This window comes from Tenacibaculum sediminilitoris (genome assembly GCF_964513795.1).
Lineage (GTDB): Bacteria > Bacteroidota > Bacteroidia > Flavobacteriales > Flavobacteriaceae > Polaribacter > Polaribacter sediminilitoris.
In genome coordinates this window covers 345,461-363,227 of the sequence record NZ_CAZEQR010000011.1, presented here as the reverse complement: position 1 = coordinate 363,227, position 17,767 = coordinate 345,461, and the positions used below count along the sequence as shown (strand labels likewise).

The 17,767-nt window shown below is 32.5% G+C and carries 15 protein-coding genes; 10 read left to right on the top strand and 5 right to left on the bottom strand.

Annotation, left to right across the window (positions count from 1 at the left end):
- Positions 1–15 precede the first annotated feature (15 nt).
- From ACKTSW_RS05440 to ACKTSW_RS05430, 3 genes are all read left to right on the top strand, one after another.
- Positions 16–1,050, top strand: coding sequence for an RluA family pseudouridine synthase (locus ACKTSW_RS05440; RefSeq protein ID WP_408024258.1), 1,035 nt, complete (start codon positions 16–18; stop codon positions 1,048–1,050).
- 309 nt (positions 1,051–1,359) lie between these two features.
- Positions 1,360–1,539 carry a hypothetical protein gene (locus ACKTSW_RS05435; RefSeq protein WP_408024257.1) on the top strand — a complete coding sequence of 60 codons (180 nt, stop codon included), beginning with the start codon at positions 1,360–1,362 and terminating at the stop codon, positions 1,537–1,539.
- 514 nt (positions 1,540–2,053) lie between these two features.
- On the top strand, positions 2,054–2,572 hold the full coding sequence (locus ACKTSW_RS05430; RefSeq protein ID WP_408024256.1) for a UpxY family transcription antiterminator: 519 nt from the start codon (positions 2,054–2,056) through the stop codon (positions 2,570–2,572).
- Positions 2,573–2,689: 117 nt separating this feature from the next.
- Here the strand turns inward: ACKTSW_RS05430 and ACKTSW_RS05425 are convergent, their stop codons facing one another.
- The 4 genes from ACKTSW_RS05425 to ACKTSW_RS05410 all read right to left on the bottom strand — a co-directional run bounded on the left by ACKTSW_RS05425 (position 2,690) and on the right by ACKTSW_RS05410 (position 9,293).
- Positions 2,690–3,496 (bottom strand): TrmH family RNA methyltransferase, encoded by an 807-nt coding sequence (locus tag ACKTSW_RS05425; protein WP_408024255.1) that lies wholly within the window; start codon positions 3,494–3,496, stop codon positions 2,690–2,692.
- Positions 3,497–3,840: 344 nt separating this feature from the next.
- Complete coding sequence (locus ACKTSW_RS05420; protein ID WP_408024254.1) at positions 3,841–5,139, bottom strand: amidohydrolase family protein; 1,299 nt, start codon at positions 5,137–5,139, stop codon at positions 3,841–3,843.
- 85 nt (positions 5,140–5,224) lie between these two features.
- On the bottom strand, positions 5,225–8,170 hold the full coding sequence (locus tag ACKTSW_RS05415; RefSeq protein ID WP_408024253.1) for an amidohydrolase family protein: 2,946 nt from the start codon (positions 8,168–8,170) through the stop codon (positions 5,225–5,227).
- A gap of 76 nt (positions 8,171–8,246) precedes the next feature.
- Positions 8,247–9,293 carry a WD40/YVTN/BNR-like repeat-containing protein gene (locus ACKTSW_RS05410; protein WP_408024252.1) on the bottom strand — a complete coding sequence of 349 codons (1,047 nt, stop codon included), beginning with the start codon at positions 9,291–9,293 and terminating at the stop codon, positions 8,247–8,249.
- 137 nt (positions 9,294–9,430) lie between these two features.
- Between ACKTSW_RS05410 and ACKTSW_RS05405 the strand changes: the two genes are divergently transcribed.
- Both ACKTSW_RS05405 and ACKTSW_RS05400 read left to right on the top strand, forming a co-directional pair.
- Positions 9,431–10,390, top strand: coding sequence for a patatin-like phospholipase family protein (locus ACKTSW_RS05405; RefSeq protein ID WP_408024251.1), 960 nt, complete (start codon positions 9,431–9,433; stop codon positions 10,388–10,390).
- Positions 10,387–11,280, top strand: a complete 894-nt coding sequence (locus ACKTSW_RS05400) for a DUF72 domain-containing protein (RefSeq protein ID WP_408024250.1) — start codon at positions 10,387–10,389, stop codon at positions 11,278–11,280. Before ACKTSW_RS05405 ends, ACKTSW_RS05400 begins: the two co-directional genes overlap by 4 nt.
- Positions 11,281–11,420: 140 nt before the next feature.
- Here the strand turns inward: ACKTSW_RS05400 and ACKTSW_RS05395 are convergent, their stop codons facing one another.
- Positions 11,421–12,869: a S41 family peptidase gene (locus tag ACKTSW_RS05395; protein ID WP_408024249.1), complete on the bottom strand. Its 1,449-nt coding sequence runs from the start codon at positions 12,867–12,869 to the stop codon at positions 11,421–11,423.
- Between the two features lie 158 nt (positions 12,870–13,027).
- On the opposite strand from ACKTSW_RS05395, the gene ACKTSW_RS05390 reads away from it, so the two are divergent.
- From ACKTSW_RS05390 to ACKTSW_RS05370, 5 genes are all read left to right on the top strand, one after another.
- Positions 13,028–13,537, top strand: coding sequence for an RNA polymerase sigma factor (locus ACKTSW_RS05390; RefSeq protein WP_408024248.1), 510 nt, complete (start codon positions 13,028–13,030; stop codon positions 13,535–13,537).
- Positions 13,524–13,994, top strand: coding sequence for a hypothetical protein (locus tag ACKTSW_RS05385; RefSeq protein ID WP_408024247.1), 471 nt, complete (start codon positions 13,524–13,526; stop codon positions 13,992–13,994). The genes ACKTSW_RS05390 and ACKTSW_RS05385 overlap by 14 nt, the downstream gene beginning before the upstream one ends.
- Positions 13,995–14,034: 40 nt before the next feature.
- Positions 14,035–14,550 carry a DUF4252 domain-containing protein gene (locus tag ACKTSW_RS05380; protein WP_408024246.1) on the top strand — a complete coding sequence of 172 codons (516 nt, stop codon included), beginning with the start codon at positions 14,035–14,037 and terminating at the stop codon, positions 14,548–14,550.
- 56 nt (positions 14,551–14,606) lie between these two features.
- Entirely contained in the window at positions 14,607–15,167 is a 561-nt protein-coding gene (locus ACKTSW_RS05375; protein WP_408024245.1) for a DUF4252 domain-containing protein, read from the top strand.
- A gap of 118 nt (positions 15,168–15,285) precedes the next feature.
- Positions 15,286–17,733 carry a M1 family aminopeptidase gene (locus tag ACKTSW_RS05370; RefSeq protein WP_408024244.1) on the top strand — a complete coding sequence of 816 codons (2,448 nt, stop codon included), beginning with the start codon at positions 15,286–15,288 and terminating at the stop codon, positions 17,731–17,733.
- Positions 17,734–17,767 lie beyond the last annotated feature (34 nt).

The window sequence follows — 17,767 nt, the reverse complement described above, 5'->3', positions numbered from 1 at the left end:
TTTTATAATTGATTGATGCAGGAAGATAACACTCCAGAGATAGAAAATGATGAACTATACGAACATCATAAATTTGTAGCAACAGAGGGGCAGGTGCCTTTACGAGTAGATAAATTTTTAATGAATTTTATTGAAAATGCTACTAGAAATAAAATACAAGAAGCAGCAAGAGCAGGAAATGTTTTAGTAAATGATGTTGCCGTTAAGCCTAATTATAAGGTGAAACCCAAAGATATTGTAAGAGTTGTATTAACATACCCACCTCATGAAAACTTATTAGTAGCTGAAGATATTCCTATTGATATTGTGTATGAGGATGACGAGGTAATAGTGGTAAACAAATCAGCTGGAATGGTTGTGCACCCAGGTCATGGGAATTATTCTGGAACGTTGGTGAATGGATTGATTCATCATATAGAAAATTTACCTAAAAACTCTAATGAACGACCAGGGTTAGTGCATCGAATAGATAAAGATACTAGTGGTTTATTGGTTGTTGCTAAGACTGAATATGCAATGGCACATTTATCTAAACAGTTTTTTGATCGTACTACAGAGCGTTTGTATTACGCTTTAGTTTGGGGTAATATTGAAGAGGATGAAGGTACTATTGAAGGTAATATTGGACGTAGCTTTAAAAACCGTTTACAGATGGATGTTTTTCCTGATGGAAAACATGGAAAGCATGCTGTTACCCATTTTAAAGTATTAGAAAGACTTACATATGTAACTTTGGTACAATGCAAATTAGAAACAGGAAGAACGCATCAAATTAGAGCTCATTTTAAGCATATTGGCCATACACTTTTTAACGATGAACGGTATGGCGGAAACGCAATTTTAAAAGGAACTACGTTTACTAAGTACAAACAATTTGTAGATAATTGTTTTAAGGTGCTGCCAAGACAAGCGTTACATGCAAAAACATTAGGGTTTACACATCCAACTACAGGGGAGTTTTTACAATTTAATTCTGATGTACCCGAAGATATTAAAGCATGTTTAGAAAAATGGCGTACCTATTCTGAACATTCTAAATTGGAGGAATAATAATAACTTATAAAGCTTCTGAATATTCTACATAAATTAAAGAGTGTTATATTTTTTAATTTGCTAATTATTTTTAGAAGCTTCACTTTTCTTATAAAAACATTCAATACCAAAACAGCGTAATAATATCTAAACAAACAAATACAACAAAAAGGTTTGATTTTAGCTGTTGTTGTATTAAAATAATAAGAGCATTACAATATAACTAATCGATAAAAGGTTATTAATAGCTTCACTAAAAATAGTTTTACCAAAACCTTGATTAATAAACGTTACAGTTTCACCTCTATCTGGATGTTTTTTTGAAAGGTGTACATAGCTCACGAGTTTAGTAAAGCTACCATTTCTGCAAGTAAAATAGCAATTGGAGTTCCTCCTTTGGCAAGTAAAAAAGCGAGACCCAAAACGGCAAAAATACCACCACCTACCATACCTACAGTTCTTATTAAAAAGGCTTCTTTTAATACTATTTTTTTAGATATATTTTAGTAACTGTTAGTTAGTTAGTTAGTTAGTTAGTTAGTTAGTTAGTTAGTTAGTTAGTTAGTTAGTTAGTTAGTTAGTGTAACAGTGACTAAAGTAGTTGTTAATTTTGAGAAAAATCCATCATCATTGTTTAGTTTCTTGTAGTCTTAAAAAAATGATTTTATGTAACTAGTTGTATGTTATTTATTTAAAAGGGTTTTAAGATTGGATTATGGTTTTTTTGAATAAGATCTATATAAGAAATAGAAAGCGTTTTTGTGTTATATAAATGTTTTTTTATGATTATCTTTTTTTTGTGATATTTATTATTGATTATCTTTTTTTTTGTGATATTTTTTATACTTTAGCTGCAAAGAAATTTTTTTTAGCTCAAAGCTAACTTAAAAGAGTCCCCCGAAATGACTCCAGAAAGATTACTAAGATTTCTTTAAACATTTTCCTTTTATTATTCCTTTTTAAACAAACTTCATGTGAGTGAGGGAAGCGAAGCTCTGCTCAAATTTAAAATGTATAATTTATGAATTTTAACAATGGCTGGTACGTCTTGTATGTAAAACCTCGTTGGGAAAACAAAGTAAACGAATCTTTAAAAGAGATTTATTTAGAATCATTTTTACCACAAATCAAAACCATTAAACAATGGAGCGATAGAAAAAAAACAATTTTAAAACCTATGTTTCCTTCATATGTTTTTGTTAATATAAGTTCCTCTTTAGATTTTTATAGAGCACTATCTGTTAACGGAGCTTGTGCCTATATTAGTTTTGGAAGAGAATATGCTCGTGTTACTGAAAAGGAAATTAATCAAATAAAATTTTTGGTAGGAGACAAAAAGGTTACTAACATAGAGACCAACATAGACCTTCCTAAAGTAGGTGAAACAAAAAAAATAACTTACGGACCTTTAAGTGGATTAGATTGTGAAGTTGTTAAAGTAGACAATCAAAATAAAATTATAGTGAGACTTGATTCTTTGAGACAAAATATCGTAGCAACAGTATCTTTAAATTGTCTTCAAACTGCAGTTCCTGCCTAAAAAGGAAGAGTATCACTTTATCTCTTTTCATTGTTCAGGCTGGTTATAAAAGTAAACTCAACTCAGAGTAAACATAAAAAGCATCTTAGCATTACTATTTTTAAGAAGTCTTAAAGTTTATACTTTAGGAGAGCTAAAATTACGTTGACGTTTGGCTTCAAAAGTTAAGATGGCTGCGGCAACCGATACATTCATAGAGTCTATTTCTCCCTGCATAGGTATGTTGATATTTTGTGTGGCTTGTTCTCTCCAAATCTGTGTTAACCCTGTAGCTTCTGTACCCACTACCAAAGCAGTGGCTTTTGTATAATCGTTTTTATGGTATTTGTTTGAGTTTTGTAGGGTAGCACTATAAATATTAATGTTGTGCTCTTGTAAGTACGCTATAATGTCTTCAGAAGTGCCTGTAGCTATCTGATTGGTAAACACACAACCCACACTAGAACGTATTATATTAGGATTGAATAAATCCGTTTTAGGATTGGCAATAAAAACAGCATCTACGTTGGCAGCATCGGCAGTACGTAACATAGCACCAATGTTTCCTGGTTTTTCAATACCTTCCATAACTAATACGAGTGGAGTAGTGGTGTTGAATTCAATAGCGTCTAAATCGAAGTTTTTTGCTTTAACTACAGCAATAATACCCTCGGTAGTATCACGATAGGCTAGTTTTTGGTACACTTCTCTTGTTATTTCTATACAGTTAGCAGCCTTATTTAGAATTTTGTTTACACTTTCTTCGGTAAACATATCAGCTACAAACAACAGGGTGTCTATTTCATAATCTCCTTTAACAACCAGCAAAATTTCACGTTGTCCTTCTACTAAAAATAATCCTTCCTTCTTACGTTCTCTAGATTTTTCTTGAAGCTTTAAAAGCTCTTTTATATAGGTGTTTTGTGTACTGCTAATTTGTTTCATCCCTGCAAAAGTACGAATATAGACTTAATCAATTACCTAGAGAGGAACCTATGAGGTGTAGAAAAGAAATGATTTAAAGACAAGTGTCAGTAAATTAAATATTTGGCTATCGCTCTGCGATAAAAAAGCTCGGTTGTCCGAGCTTTTTAAGTAAAAATGGTTGTTACTTCTAACATAAGTGCAATAGGAGGAGAAACTTGAATGAGATTTCTCGCTATCGCTCGAAATGACTAGATGAATCGTTATGGAGATTCCTTCGTCATACTTCCTCGGAATGACGTTAAAATTGTGGTCATAGCGAGGAATGGTAATAACGTGGCTATCTTTTAGTTAAGAAAGACATTCTATTTATTTTTATACTTATTAGCATAACGCTTCCATAATTTTGTTTGATGCGATTCTAGGCTAATTTTTCTTCCTTGAATAAAAGCAGCTGTTAAAATATTGGTACGCATATCTAAAGCATCACCTTCAGAAATAAATAGAGTAGCGTCTTTACCAACTTCTAAGGTTCCTACCTTGTTATCAACGTTTAAAATTTTAGCATTGTTTTGAGTAATTAATTGTAAGGCTTTTTCTTTACCTAATCCGTAAGCAGCATAAGTTCCTGCATAAAAAGGTAAATTACGTGTACTCATACGTTCCATGTCTCCTTCCATACCTAAACCAACTAAAATACCTGCATCGGTTAATATCTTAGCCGCTCTATATGGTCTGTCATAATCTGTATCTTCACCATTAGGTAAACGGTGTGCACGTTCTAAAATAACAGGTACATTGTTTGCTTTTAATAAGTCAGCAACTTTTTCAGCTTCTTGTCCGCGAACAATAACGATGTTTTTAACACCTAATTCTTTATAAATATTTACAGCATCAGTAATTCCTTTTTCTCCTGACACATGTACAAACATTCTTTGCGAGCCATTTAAAACGCCTTGTAAAGCTTCGTATGGTAAGTTTTTAGGTGTTTTGTTACTTGCTAAGTAGCTTTTTGCATTGGCGAAAAACTCTTTAAGGTTATCAATGCTTTTTTGATAGTTTTTATTAGGCTTTAACCCGGGATCTTCACCCATCCACCAACGACCTCTCGAGAATACCTGAGGCCAGTTCATGTGAACACCATCATCGGTTTTAATAGTAGCATCTTCCCAGTTCCAAGCATCTAATTGTACTACAGAAGAGGTCCCAGAAATAACACCACCACGTGGAGCAATTTGTGCCATTAATACTCCGTTAGGACGCATGGTTTCTACCACTTTACTTTCTGCATTATAAGCAATAATACTACGAATGTGTGGTAGCATTGAACCTACCTCATCAAAGTCTCTCGTTGCACGTACAGCATCAATTTCAGCTAAACCTAAAGAGGTGTTTGCAGCAATGAGTCCTGGGTATACGTGTTTTCCTTTGGCATTAATAACAGTTCCCATACGGGCAATTCTCATATTAGCACTTCCTACAAATTTAAATTTACCGTCAGAAAACATGATTAAGGAGTTCTCAATCACTTCTCCGTTTCCTAAATGTGCTGTAGCACCTTCAATACTATAAGCTTGAGTTTGCTTGGGTGCTGGTGTTTGTTGCGCTATGATGTTTCCTATGAATAAGAAGCACAATAAGTTATATATATATTTAATTTTCACTTTTTTAATTTTAGTTACTATTAGTTTATAATTGTAGTTTGTTAAAACAAACAGTAGTTAATCTTACTAAATTCCTCTGTGAGGACTATTCTGTATCACAGTGAAATAATTTCTGAGTTTTCTTTTTAGGAGCTTGTGTTTTGCCTCCTTTAATCTTCTCTTGTAGCATCATGTTGATAAGCTTAGCACGTTCTGCTTTAATAGCTTTACGCTTTTCTAAGTCTTTTTCAATATCAAAATAAACAGCTCCGTCAATAATTGTTTTTTCTGCTTTAGAATATATTGAAAGCGGATTTCCGCTCCATACTACAACATCAGCATCTTTACCTTCTTTAATACTACCTGTACGATCGTTTAAGTGTAATAATTTAGCAGGGTTTATAGTTATGGTAGCCCATGCTTCTTGTTCACTTAAACCACCGTACTTTATTAATTTAGCAGCTTCTTGATTCAATCTACGAGACATTTCAGCATCATCAGAATTAATAGCAACGGTAACTCCTTGGTTGTGCATAATCGCTGCGTTGTATGGTATAGCGTCGTTAACTTCGTACTTATATGCCCACCAGTCTGCAAAAGTAGAACCGCCAACTCCGTGTTCTTTCATTTTATCAGCTACTTTATATCCTTCTAAAATGTGGGTAAAGGTGTTGATGTTAAAGTTGAATTGTTCTGCAACCTTCATTAACATATTGATTTCTGATTGTACGTATGAGTGACAAGAAATAAAACGTTCTTTATTAATAATTTCTGCTAAGGTTTCTAACTCAATATCTTTACGATATGGTTGTCCGCTTTTCTTTTTAGCATCATATTCTTTAGCTCTTTGGAAGTAGTCAATATATACTTGTTCAACTCCCATACGTGTTTGAGGAAAACGAATGGTATTTAAATCTCCCCAGTTAGATTGTTTTACGTTTTCACCTAAGGCGAACTTGATAAACTTAGGCGTGTTGTTGTATAACATTCCGTCAGCATTCTCTCCCCATTTTAGTTTTATAATTGCCGAACGCCCACCAATTGGATTCGCAGAACCGTGTAATATTTGAATAGAAGTAACTCCACCTGCAATGTTTCTGTAAATATTTACATCGTTAGGGTTAATAACATCTTCAATAGTTACTTCTGCAGATGAGTTATGACCAGCTTCGTTAATAGCAGATGCGGCAATATGTGAATGCTCATCAATAATACCTGCGGTTACATACTTACCAGTTCCGTCAATAACTTTTGCACCTCTTGAAGATAAATTGGCACCTATTTTAGCTATTTTTCCGTCTTTAATTAATACATCGGTATTGTTTAGTACTTCCTTGTTTTCAGAAGTCCAAACCGTAGCATTTTTAATTAAAATAGTTTCTTTTTGTGGAGCTGTAGGGTTTCCTAATCCGATGTTAGGGTATGAAACAGCTACTACTTCAGGAGTAGTCTCTTTTTTCTTGTCGTCTTTCTTTTTAGCATCAGCTTTTCCAGTATAAGTAGCATTCCAAGTACTTTCATTTCCGTTATTGTCGGTAGCAGTACCTGTAATTTGTTGTTTGTTTTTTATAAATGCTGTTAAGCGAGTATAGTTGTCACCATCTTTAAATGCTATATGTAACCAGTCGTTGCTAAAAGATGATTTACTGTTTATTTTTTTATCTCCGCTTTTTAAAGCAGCTGTTTGTTTAGCTCCTTTACCAGTAATGGTCATATCATACGACTTCCCGTTAACTGTTAATGTGTACTTACCTGTAATATCTTTAATATTAATTGAGTTAACGGTATTTTTATCACCTTGTACCCAGTTTTCATATAAAGTTGTTTGCTCATCAAAAATATCACCAGAGGTAATTAAGAAGTTTGCATAACTACCTGCTTTCAAATTTCCTATTTTATCATTCTTTAAAATTTTAGCAGGTACTGTAGTTAAAGCTTTTAAGGCAGTAGTTTTATCTAATCCATAAGTAATAGCTTTTTGAAGGTTGCTATTAAATTCTTTTACCTTTTTTAACTTGTAAGTAGTTAACGCAAAAGGAATATTGTTTTTTGCTAAAATTGATGGGTTTGCAGGTTCTTGATTCCAAGAACGCATATCGCTTAACGCAATTTTATCTGCTAAGAAAGGGTTTGATACGTCGTATGCTTTTCTAAAATTAATAGGAAGGATATACGTAGCATTAGTAGCCTTAATATCATTGATTCTTTCATATTCATTTCCTCCACCTACAATGGTATATTGAATACCGAACTCGTCACCAACTTTGTCAGCTCGTATATTGTCTAAATATCCACCAGCATTAAATATTTGTGATAATTCTTTTTTATTATTTAAAGCTTCTAAAGCCAAATCGGTATTTTTTGCATTTCCTTTGGCATACCAATCAGCATCTAAATAGGTTTGTCGTAATAATGCCATGGCTCCCATACGTGAAGTAGGGTAGTTTTGACGTGTTTTAGCACTTTTAGAAAACGATACGTAGTTTCCTGATTCTTTGTCTAATATTCTGTAAGCATCAGAACTATTAGGGTTTAAAGCAACTAAAATTCCGTTACCTTGCATGATACCGTCTTCTAGATGCGTATTTACAGCACCGAAACCTAAAGACAATAATTCTTTAGCTTTTTTAGCATCAAAGTTAAACTCAGTAGAAGCGTCTACATCAGGACGAATATGGTCATTCCAATAATATCCTTTTCTACCAGCATCATACTGTGGTTTTTTACCACGACCATTTTCACGTTTAGGTTTTGCGATACCAAAGGTTGAGTAGGCATCAACAAACGAAGGATAAATAGATTTTCCGTCTAGGTTAATTACTTGTGCTTCGTTAGGTATGTTAACTGATTTACCTACAGAAATAACTTTACTGTCTTTAATAAGTAATGTTCCTTTTTTAACTACTTGGGTAGGTGTAACATAAATGGTAGCATTGGTAAATGCATATACCTTGTTTTTGGATGACTTTACTCCTGTATTGGTAGGAAAGTACTCTTGTGCAAAAGAGGTACTAATGCACAAGGATAAGAGTAAGAATAATATTTTTTTCATTGAAAATTAAGTTGATTAGCTTATAAAAATAGATACTTTAAAAAGGAAATAACTGCTTTTAACAAAATATTAAGAATTAGTTAAGAATTAGCCTCCCTATTTTCTCATGACCAGATAACCAAGCAATACTACTATTAACAAACTGAATAGCATAGTAGTTTTCATTACTAACTTCTTTCCAGGTATGCCCACCATCATTCGAAAATGAAATTCCTGTTTTTCCAACAGCAAAAATTTCTTTTCCGTTTGTGTTAGGTACATATTGTACGCAACTCTTATAATTTGGGTTCATGTTGTCAGCTACAAGTGTCCATGTTTTACCACCATCTGTAGTAATGGCTTTATTAGCACAATTATCTTCAGGTTTTGAGTAGTTTCCTCCAATAGCAATTCCGTTATTTTTATCATAAAAATCGATAGAGTAAATTCCTTGTGGACCATCACCTTGTACAATTGGAGTATCAAAAATCTCCCATGTATTACCAAAGTCGGTAGATTTTAAAATACGAGCTTTGGTTCCTCCAGAACCTATCCATACCGTATTGTTTACAATAGCAATATTGGTATTACTAGCAGCAAAGAAGGCTTCTCCTTCTTTAAAAATAGGTAGTTGTGAGCATGGTAGTTTTTTCCAGGTATGCCCACCATCGGAAGTAAGTATGATAGACGGACAACCTTCTGTAGGGTCACCAACGGCAATACCATGCTTTCCATCTGCAAAGAATTTTATACAGTCGTAAAATACTTTTTCGTGTTCTTCTGTATATACCAATTCATAACCTTTTTCATTTCCTTTATATAGTAAGGCTGGATTAGCTACCGATAAGGCAAATATGTTTTCACCATTTTTGGCAATGCTTCTAAAGTGAGGGATAATAGAATCTTTATATTTTAAACTTTGTGTTTTCCATGTTTTACCACCGTCTTTTGTCATTGTAATATCTCCTTTAGAACCGGCAAAAACAAGTTCATTATTGCTAATAGCTAGTATGGCTCTAATACTGGTACTATCTTGTTTAAAATCGGTGATTTTAATAGTATTGAAAGTTCTTAATGGTTCTTTTTCTTTTTTACAGGAAAGCATAATAAAAGAAAAAAATAAAAGAAAAGATAATCGTTTCATTTGTTTGCTTAGTTCTTTATAACCTTTGTAATTTAAAATAATCATTAAACATCTAGAGAAAGAATATTTTAAATATTTTGGTTCTATATTTTTAATATTTTTACAGAACTAAAAATAGGAAAACGAAACGTAAATCAATGAAAAAAGCCTTAGTAATTTCAGGAGGGGGGAGTAAAGGAGCCTTTGCAGGCGGTGTTGCGCAGTACTTAATGAAAAATAAAGATAAAGATTACGATATGCTTTTAGGAACTTCAACAGGTAGTTTAATGGTCTCGCATTTGGCTTTGGGTATGGTTGATGAACTTAAAGAAGTATATACATCGGTAGATCAAAAAGCTATTTTTAGTAACAGTCCTTTTAGAATAAAATCAGTGCATGGAGAAAAAGTGGTTTCCATTCGACATACGAATACTTTTTGGAACTTTTTAAATGGTCGTAAAACGTTTGGTGAGAGTAAGAATTTAAGAAAACTAATAAGAAATAGTATAACCAAAGAGATGTATGATGAGATTAGAAAGATAAATAAAGAGGTTGTCGTAACAGTATCTAATCTAACAGCAAATCAAATAGAATATAAATCTATTTTAGAATGTGAATATGAAGATTTTTGTGATTGGATTTGGGGATCATGTAACTATGTTCCTTTCATGAGTTTGTTAGAAAAAGACTATTGTCAATATGCCGATGGTGGTTTTGGAAGCTTAGTGCCAATTCGTGAAGCGATTTCAAGAGGAGCTACTGAAGTTGATGCTATTATTTTGGCCACCGAAGTGACACAAATTAACCGATTGCCTGCGAAAAATCCTTTTTCACTAATGATGAATACTTTTGATTTTATGCTTGAAAATGTTGAACGACATAATATTACTATCGGAAAGTTATCAGCAAAACAACATAATGTAAAGCTGAATTTATATTATACACCAACGGTCTTAACAACTAACTCGTTAGTTTTTGATAAAGAAAAAATGAAAAAATGGTGGAAATCTGGGTATAAATACGCAAAAAAGTTGAATGATGATAAAATGACAGAGTTTAGACCAGAGATGATAAATAATCAAGAGATAGAAGAAGGAATAGAAAATAGCGAAGTATGAAGTTTGGAAAAGTAGCACAACCAGAGTTAGTTGATTTTACATTACCTGAAACGCATCCTAAAACAGTAGAGTTGTTAAATTCTTTTGAAAAAAGTGGTACGCCAAATGTATATGTGGGGTGTGCCAAATGGAATAAAACAGATTTAAATGGGTTTTACCCAAGAGGAACCAAAGATGAGTTAGAGTATTACTCAAAACAATTTAACTCTATAGAATTAAATGCTACTTTTTACCGACAGTTTCCTGCAGAACAATTTGAAAAATGGAAAAGTAAAACTCCTGAGAATTTTAAATTCTTTCCCAAACTAGGACAAGAGATAAGTCATTGGAAGCGTTTACAAGGAGTACAAGATGCAGTGAATGTTTATTTAGACAATGCTTCACGTTTACAAGAAAAACTAGGAACTATCTTTTTACAACTACATGCTAATTTTGGCAATAAAAACTTTAAGCGGTTGGAAAACTTTGTAGTAAGTTGGCCTAAAGGTATACCATTGGCTATAGAGGTTCGTCATCCAGATTGGTTTGAAGACACAACGGTGTTTAATGAGTTTACACAGTTGTTTGAAGAACATCATATTGCCAATATATTAGTGGATACAGCAGGTAGGAGAGATATGATGCATATGCGTTTAACTAATAACGAAGCTTTTGTTCGTTATGTGGGAGCAAACCATTCATCAGACTATACTCGTTTAGATGATTGGGTAGTTCGTTTAAAAGAGTGGAACGATTTAGGTTTAGAAAACATTCATTTCTTTATCCATCAAAATTTAGAAGTAGAATCGCCATTGTTAGCTGCGTATTTTATAAAAAAGTTAAATAAAGAATTAGGAGTTGATTTAAAAATTCCTAATGAAGAGAATGATCAACAAATGAGTTTGTTGTAATGTCATTCCGAATGAGGTACGAGGAGGAATTTACAAGTATTTAAAAGATTTCTCTTTTGGTCGAAATGACGTTTAATTCTTTTTTCTAAAATAAAAATCCAGCTTATTCAGCTGGATTTTATTTTATATTGTTTAGTTCTCTATCTCAACTCCACATACATATTGTTATAATCAGGGCGCATCATATTTGAATTCCATGATGGAGAAAATTGAACTCCTTTCTTCATGGTCGGTACTCCTTTTGCTCCCGTAGTAATGTATTGAATGGTTCTTTGTAATAAAGGTTCGTTAGGATCTCCTAAAACACCTAAGTTACCTGGATCTTCATCAATAATAACCTCAGGAATAAACCCTTCAGGAGCATTTTCACCATTTACATTTTGAATTTCTAACACAATAGGTTGCATTGCCCAAGTATGACTCTTTAAGTTGTCACCATTACGAGTATAATCGTCAGAATCGTATAAGGTAATAGAACCTACATGTTTTCCGTAAGTTTGAATACCTACTAACTTTACATCAATATAAGGATTAAGCGAGTTGATAACCAATTCTGAAGCAGAAGCAGAATCATCAGATACTATAAAATATACAGTAGTTAGGTTTAGGCTATTAATTGCTTCATCTAATACCACACTCCCTTGTGGGTTTTTATTTAAAATCTGATCTGTAAAGTTATTGATCAATAAATCAGGGTTTGTTACCTCCATCACTTTATGATTCCATACTTGTTTAGCAAACAAATCACCTGTAAACTGTCCGGTAATCATACTTCCTAAATAGGCAGCTGTTTGTACAGAACCACCACCGTTATAACGTAAATCAACAATTAAATCTGTAATACCTGCTGATTGAAAATTGGAAAATTCAGCATTTAATTCTCCGTCAAAGTTTCTAGAGAATTGGTTGTACATTAAATATCCGATAGTATGACTACCATCAACTATTACATTGGTTACTTTTATAGGGTTTTCGGTTACCTGAGATTTAGTTATTGTAATTGTTGTCCCATTACTAACAGGATTCCCTCCATTATAATCAGCTAAATGAATGGTGAATGTATCGTTGGCAAACAAATCATTTACATTTGCTCTGGTTATGGTTATTCCGTTAATCTCAGTAATAATCATACCTCGAGCGACACCTTGTGCATCGGCATTAGAACTGTTAACCACATCATATACATATACGTAATAACCACCTGAACCATCAGCATAATCAGCACCTTCTAGTTTCAAACCGCTTGTTAAACGTATTCCTGCAAAAGATTCTTCTAAAGCAATATAATCATCAACAATCCATGAATACGTTCTATTAGGGTCTTTAGGATACTCGTTAGGTATGTGTAATAAATTATAAAATAAATTGGCAGGATCATCATATCCTGATAAATAACTATACAACTCATTATCATTATTGAAGCGTCTATCACTTAAATCGGGAACAAGGTCTTGCCATAAGTAATAAGCATTTAGTCCTTTCCAAACAAAATCTTGTACCTCAATGTTTTTTGGTGCATCGTCTTTTTCACTACATGAAATAAGTATAATTGAAAGAAAGACGATAAGAGATGCTTTTAGTAATTTCATAAGAGTATATTAGTTGTAATAACAACGCAATTTACTGAATAATATTATTTTTTTTAGTATTCGTGTAACAAACTTGAAACTGCGTCGTCGTAGATATGTAAACCTGTTAAATAAGACGCGATTGTTTTAATAGGCTTACAGAACAAATTAACCAAACCATGAACCAATCGGACTTTTTAAAAGTTGTATTACCATTTAAAGACAAAGTTTTTCGTTTAGCGAAAAGATTGTTGGTTTCTACGGAAGAAGCTGAAGACGCTACACAAGAGTTGTACTTTAAATTGTGGAGAAATAGAGAGAAGCTCTCTAATTATAAAAATGTAGAGGCATTTGCAATGACCATGACGAAAAATTACTGTTATGACAGATTAAAGTCAAAACAAGCAAGTAATTTAACATTGGTTCATAGTAATTATAAAGAGAAAGATACACCTCTAGAAAAAAGAGTAGAACATAACGACAGTGTAAACAAAGTACATGAGCTTATAGGAAAATTACCAGAACAGCAAAAAATAATCATTCAGCTACGTGATATAGAACAATATGATTTTGATGAAATATGTAAAATGGTAGATATGAAGCCTACCGCTGTTAGAGTAGCATTATCAAGAGCAAGAAAAACAATAAGAGAAGAACTCATAAAAAAACATAATTATGGAGTTAGCTAACATAGAGAAGTTATTAGATAAATATCTAGACGCAGAAACAACTTTGCAAGAGGAGCAAGTACTACAAGAGTATTTTACATCAAACGATGTGGCACCGCATTTGCAAGAGTATAGTATGATGTTTGGTTATTTTAAACAGAGTAAAGACGAAACCTTTACGAAAACCATTCAGTTAAAACCTGAGAGAACTAAGAAGAACTGGAAATGGTTATCAGTAGCAGCGTCAGTAGTCTTACTATTTAGTGTATTCATGGGTAATGAAGAGTACAAAAAGTATCAGCAACGTAAACAATTTGCACAAGTAAAAGAAGCATTACAATTGTTTTCAGTCAATTTAAACAAAGGAAACAATGCATTATATGCAGTTTCAAACAACCTAAAAAAAGGAAATGATGCTATTGAACACTTAGGAACCTATGAAAAAACAGTAAACAAAGTAATAAACACAGTAAATTAATTAAGAAAGTAAAACCAAGTACTTATAAACCAAGAAGATCATGAAAAAAGTAATATTATTATTCGCATTCGTATTTATAGCTAATGTAAGTTTTGGGCAGTCTATGTTCGACAAATTAGAAGACCTAGATGAAGTATCATCTGTGGTAGTAAATAAAGATGCTTTTGAAATTTTATCTAAATTCAAAGTAGAAGCAGAAGATAATGAAGCGATGGAGGTTTTTAAAATGATTCAAGACTTACAAGAATTAAAAGTATTTTCTACTGAAAATGCAAAAGTATCTGCACAAATGGAAAATATGGTAAAATCTGCCATTAAGAAAAATAGCTTAATAGAGTTAATGCGTGTAAAAGATAAAGATTCTCGCGTAAAAATCTATGTGAAATCAACCAAAAATAATAACTTTGTAAGTGAAGTGTTAATGTTTGTAAAAGACAAAAACTCTAATGGTGGATCACCAGAATCTGTAATAGTTTCGTTAACTGGTAATATCGACATCAATAAAATGTCAAAATTAGCAGAGACGTTTTCTAAAGATGAAAAGAAAAACAAATAAAACAAACAAGGCAGCGTTAATTTGTTAATGCTGCTTTTAATCAAAAACTAACAACAATGAAAAAACTATTTATATATTCAATATTGCTAGTGGCTTTTGTAACAGTTTCCTGTAAAACAGAATCTTTACAAAGCTATTTGGTAGAAAGCCAAGAAAAAGAAGGCTTTATTACGTTTGATGTGCCAGCTAGTGTATTACAGTTAAGTATGGACAAGGCATCTGAACAAGATAAAGAAGCGTATGAAAGTATTAAAAAAATAAACATTACTGGAGTTCCTTATAAGAATTTAGATGAAGCTAGTTATGAAGCAGAGAAAGAGAAGTTAAAATCAATCTTAAAAAAATCTAGCTATAAACAGTTAATGAAGTTTAAAAAAGACGGAGCCAATGCAGCAATTTACTATTCAGGAGATGCTGACGCTATTGACGAAATCGTAGCTTTTGGTTATGGAAAAGAAATGGGAGTGGGAGTTGCTCGTGTTCTGGGAGAAAATATGAATCCAGGGAAAATTCTTCAAATGATGCAAAAAGCTAAAATGGATGCTGGAAATTTAGACTTAAAGCAATTCAAAATGATTTTTGATGAAAAGCATCGCTCTTCAGAAGAAACAGAATAAAAATTAGTATTGAAAATATAGAAAAGCCATCAGATTATCTGATGGCTTTTTCTTTTTAACGGCTCATTAACAAGCCTCCCAATAGAATTTCATATTTTTGAACTCTAAACAAAAACATATGAAATTTAACAAACTCCTTGTTTTTATCGCTATTTTCTTTACAGTAAGCTTATTTTCCCAATCAAATAAAGTATATAGAGCTGAAAGAGATAAAGTTCATAATTTAGTTCATACGAAGTTAAAAGTAGATTTTAACTTTCAAGAAAAAGAAATGAATGGGGAAGAGTGGGTAACCTTAACACCTCATTTTTACGAAACGGATAAGGTTAGGTTAGATGCCAAAGCAATGGTAATTCATAAAATAACGTTGAATAATAAACTGTTAGAGTATAATTACGATGATTATGAGTTAATTATAAATTTACCTCGTACTTATAAACGAAATGAAGAGTTTACATTATATATTAAATATACAGCACGACCAGAAAGAGTAAAGCAAAAAGGCAGTGCTGCTATTACGTCGGCAAAAGGCTTGTATTTTATAAACCCAACTGGTTTTGATAAAAAGAAACCAACTCAAATTTGGACGCAAGGTGAAACTGAAGCTAGTAGTTGTTGGTTTCCTACGATAGATGCTCCAAACCAAAAGACATCACAAGAAATTTACATGACTGTTCCACAAAAGTATGTAACGCTGTCTAACGGAAAATTAGAGAAGCAAACTACAAATACTAACGGAACCCGTACAGATTACTGGAACTTTACACAAAAACATGCTCCATATTTATTTTTTATGGGAGTGGGAGAGTACGAAGTTATCAAAGATACCTACAAAGATATTCCTGTAGATTATTATGTAGAAAAGGAATATGCAGCGCATGCAAAAGATATTTTTGGAAACACACCAGAAATGTTAGCCTTCTTTTCAAAAATTACAGGAATAGAATATCCGTGGAATAAATATGCGCAGATTGTTGGACGTGATTATGTGAGTGGAGCTATGGAAAATACCACAGCTGTAATTCATGGAGAAAGAGCCTACCAAACACCAGGGCAATTAATTGATGAAAATGTACAAGAAAATACCATTGCACACGAAGCTTTTCATCATTGGTTTGGTGATTTAGTAACTGCTGAAAGTTGGAGTAACCTAACGGTAAATGAAAGTTTTGCCAATTATAGCGAATATTTGTGGTTAGAGCATAAATATGGTAAAGATGAAGCAGACGCACATTTGTTTGAAGATGTTGAAGGTTATAAAAACGGACAAAACTTTGATAAACATTTAGTTCGTTTTTACTACGCTGATAAAGAGGATATGTTTGATGCAGTTAGCTACAATAAAGGAGGTGCTATTTTACATATGTTACGTAACTATTTAGGAGATGATGCTTTTTACGAAGGATTAAACACGTACTTAACAGATAATAAGTACGGAACAGGAGAAGCCCATCAATTACGTTTAGCTTTTGAAAAAACAAGCGGAAAAGATTTAAATTGGTTTTTTAATCAGTGGTATTTTGATAGCGGGCATCCAAAATTATCAATTTCTTACGATTATAATAAACTAAGAAAAACAGTAACTGTAAATATTATTCAATCTCAAATTAACGAGTTTAAATTTCCATTTGCAATTGATGTATTTGAAGGAGGTAAACGCACACGTCATAAGGTTTTTGTTGAAGGAAGAGACGCCTCATTTACATTTTCTTTTACCAAACAACCAGACTTAATTCAAGTGAATGCAGATGGAGTGTTGTTATGTGATATATTAGAAAACAAAGTATTGAGTGATTATATTAACCAATTAAAGTTTGCAAAAAACTATGTGCATAAAAGAGAAGCTTTGTTAGAAGTAGCAAAACATCAAGATGATAAAAAAGCGTTTAACGCTGTGGCAGATGCTTTAAATAATGATTTTTATAAAATTAGAATTTTAGCGTTGGAAAATATTAACTTAATCAACAAGTATTCAAAAAAGAATGTGATTGATCAAATTATGAGAATTGCCCAAAATGATTCAAAAACTTTGGTGCAAGCAGCGGCAATTGAAACCTTAGGAAAGTTAACAGATCCTGCATTAAAAAAAGTATTTGAAAAAGGCTTACAAAGTAAATCATATTCGGTCTTAGGAAAATCTCTAGTAGGGATGTATTACATAGACAAACAATTAGCGATTCAAAAATCGAAAACATTACCAATAGAGGTAAAAAAGATTGTAGCAACACCATTAACACGTATTTATCTAGAAGAAAACGATGATGATGAGTTGAGTTTTATTGCAAGTAATGTAATGTCTGGAATGTTCTTAAGCCCAAACAAGAAAATTCAATCATTATATAAAAAAGCATTCGATAAGATTGGAAAAAGTAATAATACAGAAGCAATTATAAACTTGTCAGAAGATATTGTAGCTAAAGGTGCCCAATACAAACAATACAATTTCGATCAAGTAGGAATAAACCTGTTACGCCAAATGGTTCAAATGCAAAAAGAGAGCAATCCATCCAACAAAGAAAAGCACCTTAAGGTCATTCAAATAGCCATGGCTAGGTTAATTGAATAAATAGTATACTTTCATAAAGTTTAAGTTAAAAAGA

Excerpts from the sequence above, each read along its gene's own strand:
- ACKTSW_RS05370 (WP_408024244.1), top strand. The coding sequence starts at position 15,286 with ATGAAATTTAACAAACTCCTTGTTTTTATCGCTATTTTCTTTACAGTA.
- ACKTSW_RS05380 (WP_408024246.1), top strand. The coding sequence starts at position 14,035 with ATGAAAAAAGTAATATTATTATTCGCATTCGTATTTATAGCTAATGTA.
- ACKTSW_RS05390 (WP_408024248.1), top strand. The coding sequence starts at position 13,028 with ATGAACCAATCGGACTTTTTAAAAGTTGTATTACCATTTAAAGACAAA.
- ACKTSW_RS05375 (WP_408024245.1), top strand. The coding sequence starts at position 14,607 with ATGAAAAAACTATTTATATATTCAATATTGCTAGTGGCTTTTGTAACA.
- ACKTSW_RS05395 (WP_408024249.1), bottom strand. The coding sequence starts at position 12,869 with ATGAAATTACTAAAAGCATCTCTTATCGTCTTTCTTTCAATTATACTT.
- ACKTSW_RS05425 (WP_408024255.1), bottom strand. The coding sequence starts at position 3,496 with ATGAAACAAATTAGCAGTACACAAAACACCTATATAAAAGAGCTTTTA.
- ACKTSW_RS05410 (WP_408024252.1), bottom strand. The coding sequence starts at position 9,293 with ATGAAACGATTATCTTTTCTTTTATTTTTTTCTTTTATTATGCTTTCC.
- ACKTSW_RS05405 (WP_408024251.1), top strand. The coding sequence starts at position 9,431 with ATGAAAAAAGCCTTAGTAATTTCAGGAGGGGGGAGTAAAGGAGCCTTT.
- ACKTSW_RS05415 (WP_408024253.1), bottom strand. The coding sequence starts at position 8,170 with ATGAAAAAAATATTATTCTTACTCTTATCCTTGTGCATTAGTACCTCT.
- ACKTSW_RS05400 (WP_408024250.1), top strand. The coding sequence starts at position 10,387 with ATGAAGTTTGGAAAAGTAGCACAACCAGAGTTAGTTGATTTTACATTA.
- ACKTSW_RS05440 (WP_408024258.1), top strand. The coding sequence starts at position 16 with ATGCAGGAAGATAACACTCCAGAGATAGAAAATGATGAACTATACGAA.
- ACKTSW_RS05430 (WP_408024256.1), top strand. The coding sequence starts at position 2,054 with ATGAATTTTAACAATGGCTGGTACGTCTTGTATGTAAAACCTCGTTGG.
- ACKTSW_RS05385 (WP_408024247.1), top strand. The coding sequence starts at position 13,524 with ATGGAGTTAGCTAACATAGAGAAGTTATTAGATAAATATCTAGACGCA.